The organism is Patescibacteria group bacterium (assembly GCA_041645165.1).
Taxonomy (GTDB): Bacteria; Patescibacteriota; Patescibacteriia; order 2-02-FULL-49-11; family 2-02-FULL-49-11; genus 2-02-FULL-49-11.
The window spans coordinates 1-4,254 of sequence record JBAZQN010000034.1; the positions used below are offsets into that span (position 1 = coordinate 1).

The window sequence follows — 4,254 nt, forward strand, 5'->3', positions numbered from 1 at the left end:
TACCAAAAACAGGGTATATGTGATGAACGTCAACTATTATTTCCATTGACGACAATTATAATTACCGGTGTTTTAAGTTAAAAAGCAGTAGTAGCCTTTTTCTTTTTGGTTCTTTTTCTTTTTGTTAATAGTGTTAATAGTGTTGATATGTCAATAACTCGACCCATTAACTGACATTACTGCCGAGTCAATCAGCGATTTTGACATAAAACAGCCAAAGAGTTTGCTCGAAAATCGTCCTTTCTTACAACCACTTCTAACACACCATTTTCTTCACTTTCGATATTTTCTGTATTTTGTAACGCGAATAACGGCTCTATGATTTCATTAGAGCCGCGATCTTTGGTCAGGTCATAGTCTGACACCCCCTCCTTTTTAGAATTGTAATCCGCCCGTCTTTTCCGCATTGCCAGCCGTAAATTATCTTTGCGTTTCTCTCTGATCGTATTTCCCATGCCGGCATGCTCATCATTGGGGCGTACGTATCCCAATGATGAGTGAGGATGGTCGTTATAAAGCTTCTGGAACTTTGCTATCCAGTCGGCTACGTCCCTAACGATCTCAAAGTCTTCAGGGCATTCGGGATGATATTTCATGTACTTGATTAACGATTCTATCCACGCGTTATCATCCGGCGTATAGGGTCTGGCGAATTCAAGCTTTATATTCCATTTGCCGATTAAGTGAGCCTTGGTGCGGCTTCCTTTCATCTGAGAGCCTCTGTCGCTTATGGCGGTAAGCTGGCTCGCGTCTATGTCTTCCTTCCATAACGCTTCGTCCCATATATCCATAACATCCTGCTGGGCGAAAGAGGCTACCCTTACCCCATAATGGAGGAATTTCCGGGAACCTAAGTCCAGTATAGGAATGACCACAACCCGAAGCCTGTTCGTAAGGTAGAACTCCGTAGCGTCGTAACTGAACACTTTTCTTGGCGCGTTCATAAGCTCTCTTACGTCCGGTTTTAGCGGGCGTCTTCTTCGCGGTATCTGATACGACGCTTGCAGATGGTGCCTTATTAACTCTCTTTGTACCGTCGAGACGCTGCAGAAGAATTTACCGCTTTCATGGCCGTAGACCATAAGTCCGGCAGCTCGCAGATCACAAAGAGCCTCGTCTCCGGCAGCGGCGCGAATAGCGTTTTCTTCATCCGTAGTTATTTTATTCCATGCCGTCTTTTTAGAAGGTTCCTCCGGCCTCCGGCGCCATCTGTAGTAACGCCTTTCGCTGAGCTTCAGCGCTTCACACGCTTCAGCCACGGTCAGCTCCTTTAAGCCTTCCAGCGCGTCTATCAGCTCTTTTTGAGACGCGCATGGCACCTTCTTACGTGAAAGATCACCCACGAGGCCTAATCCGTCCTTTTTTTTAAAATAAGATATTCCTCGCCCATCCGCGCCAAAGCCTTTACTTTAGCTGATAGCTCGGTCTTTATCTTTTCGTATTCTTCGCGCGAGGCCTGATCGGGCTTCCTGGAGTACTTTTTCTTCCCCAGCTCCTGTAGCGCCCCAGATTCTACATCCTTGCGTATTCTGGTCAACTCCGACGAATAAAGCCCGTGGCGCCTCAATATCTCGCCGACAGGGGCATCTTTGACGGTAGTCTCCAAGAATATCTGCCACTTTTCATGGGCAGTTAAACTTTTTACGTTTCCTTCCGACGATATATCCACTATCACAAATATCCAATGTTTCCGTCTCCATGTTTTACCTTTCTTTGATTTTAGATTGTGAATAGTGACGCTCTATGGATAACCCTTCAGGTTATCCACATCGCTTGGATCCCGCCAGAGGCGGGATCCGCACTCTCCACAATACTACGACTACTACTACCTTATCCAAGAAAGGACTTCAAGTAAACTTCTTTCTCTATTTTATGACACTATAGCAGATTTCCTGGGACTGTCTTCGGACGATTTTCGTCGATTCTTCGCGTAATCCATCCTATAACTATCCAGATTAAGCTCCATGATCACGCTGTGATGCACAAGCCTGTCTATTGCCGCGGCCGTTACCATAGGATCCTTGAATATCTTTTCCCATTTCGAAAAAGAGAAGTTACTGCTCAGCATTATGCTGCCGCGCTCATATCTTTCGGCCATAAGAGTGAATAATACCTCCATTTCTTCGCGGTCTTGCTGGACATACCCTATTTCATCGATTATCAACGCGTCAAACTTCGAGAGTTTCTTCAACATACCCGGCAATTTTAAATCCCGCTTTGCCTGTAACAGTTCCTGCGCCAGCATGCTACAGGTGGTAAATAACACGCTTCGCCCTTTTTTGATTATTTCCTGGCCTATGGCGCATAGTAGATGTGTTTTCCCGCTCCCAGGCTTACCAAATATCAGGACATTTTCCGCATGATCCGTAAAAACCCCTGTAATAAGCGTTTTTACTTGTTGCGCCGCCTTTGTCGGCAGTCTCCTCATCTCAAAGTTGTCCATATTTTTATCGATCGGTATTTTTGAGGCCTTTAAAAGCCTCTCACAGCGACGATCTCTCCTCGCCTCAGCCTCTTCCCTTAATAGTTCGTGCAAGAATTCCTCATAACTCAATGACTCCCGGGTTGCCATGGCCATTATGTCCCGGTATCTTTTGCGTATGGTCGTCAAGTGCAGCGTATTTAAATACTCTTCCAATGCTCCATCGGGTAGTTTTTTACGCATTTATGCTCACATCCTCGAAGGTGGAACACAATAAGGCGTCATACTCGCTTAAGTCTACGTCTTCGACGGCGACTTCCGGCGTGATTATGCCATTTCCCATCTTTTTTACCAATGCTTCAACAGCTCCCACCGATATAGCTTCACCCGTACCGGTTATATCCTGTATGGCTTTTTCCACTTGCGCCTCGCCTTCTACAAACGCGAGGTGTAATATTTTGAGGTACTCCTTACCGGCATTATTGCCGCCTCGTTCTTTTAAAGAATCATACGCGATCCTAAAATGCCTACTGGGATATAGCTCCTCGCGATATTTGTAATTGTTAAACGCCCCTGGCTTACGTACAAGCCATTCTATTATATGTCTGTAATTGATACGTTGTTTCTTCTCACCACGAATACGGGGCAAGGTATCTACTTTGCGCTGGGCATACCATATTTCTATATGATCGGAATAGACAAGCGCCTTTATTTTTTCACCGATGAGCCGGCTGTTCACTGAATATGTGTTATGCAGAATATGTATCGCGCTACTTTGTCCGACTGTAAATTCAAAAGTCTTATGTATGTCCATCTTGCGGTAGGGCAGGGGTCTTAAAACACTAAGCTCTTCTTTTAAGCGCTCTCTCCTGCCGGCATTAAGCTGGACAAATAGTTTTTTTAAAAATAACCGGTATTCGTCAACGCTTTCAAAATCGCTGCTCCCCCTAAGCATCAACGCCTGGGTCAGCGCTTTTTTGAAGCGATTGTGCCTTTGCTCGATATCGCCGTTCTCGTTAGCTCTGCCAGGTTGGATTTTATTGCCGGTTAGTCCATAGTGCTTCAATAATTGCTTGTACCTTTCTGTGAACACTTCAGTATTGCGGTCTTTATGCACAGCCGCGGATAGGTTATCGCTGCGCATGTTATATGGCACGCCTCCTAGCTCCCACAAGGAGCACTGTATGCCCTCGCTAAGGCTCTCAAAGCTCTCGGAATAACATATCTCACCATGCTCCCAGTTCGAATATGTCAGCACAAAATGGCCGATAAGATGCTTAAATGATTCTTTCAGTATGGTTATGCCGATATCATTCATATTCGTAAAATCAAATTCTCCCAATTCTCCGGGCTTATGGATCTGCGGGAAAAACACTTCTTTGGCCGGACCGTCGATCGCCCTGTATACTTTTATCCGCCTCTGCAGTGTTCTTAGCTGCCCATCAGGCCAATTGCCCGGATACCTTCGCTGCAGATCCTCAAATATTGTCTTGGCCTCCAGCCCCGGATTAGTCATCAGATAGTCCGATATCTCCGGCCAATGCCCTTCAAATGGACATATTCTGGTTCTCCACGTCCTCGGTCTTATTCTCTCACCCGGCAATTGGCTGTTTTTGAGATATTTCCCGGCAGTTTTTTCGCTCATTCCGGCCTTTGCCGCGGCTATAGCTTGGGTTCGCTCCTTATTTACCAGCATTTTCAATCTCCTTACCTGTTGATCCGTTACCATTTAAACCTCCTCACTTTTTGGTTTAAACAGTGTAATTCAGATCAACTGTTTTCGGTAATTATAATTGTCGTTAGCCGGTAGTTATAATTGTCGCTCATCATAT

4 protein-coding genes are annotated in these 4,254 nt (G+C 45.4%); all 4 read right to left on the minus strand.

Going from position 1 to position 4,254, the window contains the following annotated elements; translation table 11 throughout:
* Positions 1–191: 191 nt before the first annotated feature.
* The 4 genes from WC659_07175 to istA all read right to left on the minus strand — a co-directional run bounded on the left by WC659_07175 (position 192) and on the right by istA (position 4,118).
* Entirely contained in the window at positions 192–1,343 is a 1,152-nt protein-coding gene (locus tag WC659_07175; protein ID MFA4873677.1) for an integrase core domain-containing protein, read from the minus strand.
* A 5-nt stretch (positions 1,344–1,348) separates the two neighbouring features.
* Positions 1,349–1,675: a hypothetical protein gene (locus WC659_07180; protein ID MFA4873678.1), complete on the minus strand. Its 327-nt coding sequence runs from the start codon at positions 1,673–1,675 to the stop codon at positions 1,349–1,351.
* A gap of 195 nt (positions 1,676–1,870) precedes the next feature.
* Positions 1,871–2,665, minus strand: a complete 795-nt coding sequence (gene istB / locus WC659_07185) for an IS21-like element helper ATPase IstB (GenBank protein ID MFA4873679.1) — start codon at positions 2,663–2,665, stop codon at positions 1,871–1,873.
* Positions 2,658–4,118: an IS21 family transposase gene (gene istA / locus WC659_07190; protein ID MFA4873680.1), complete on the minus strand. Its 1,461-nt coding sequence runs from the start codon at positions 4,116–4,118 to the stop codon at positions 2,658–2,660. Before istA ends, istB begins: the two co-directional genes overlap by 8 nt.
* Between the last annotated feature and the right edge of the window lie 136 nt (positions 4,119–4,254).

Coding starts and splice junctions, on each gene's coding strand:
- istA (MFA4873680.1), bottom strand. CDS start 4,118: ATGCTGGTAAATAAGGAGCGAACCCAAGCTATAGCCGCGGCAAAGGCC.
- istB (MFA4873679.1), bottom strand. CDS start 2,665: ATGCGTAAAAAACTACCCGATGGAGCATTGGAAGAGTATTTAAATACG.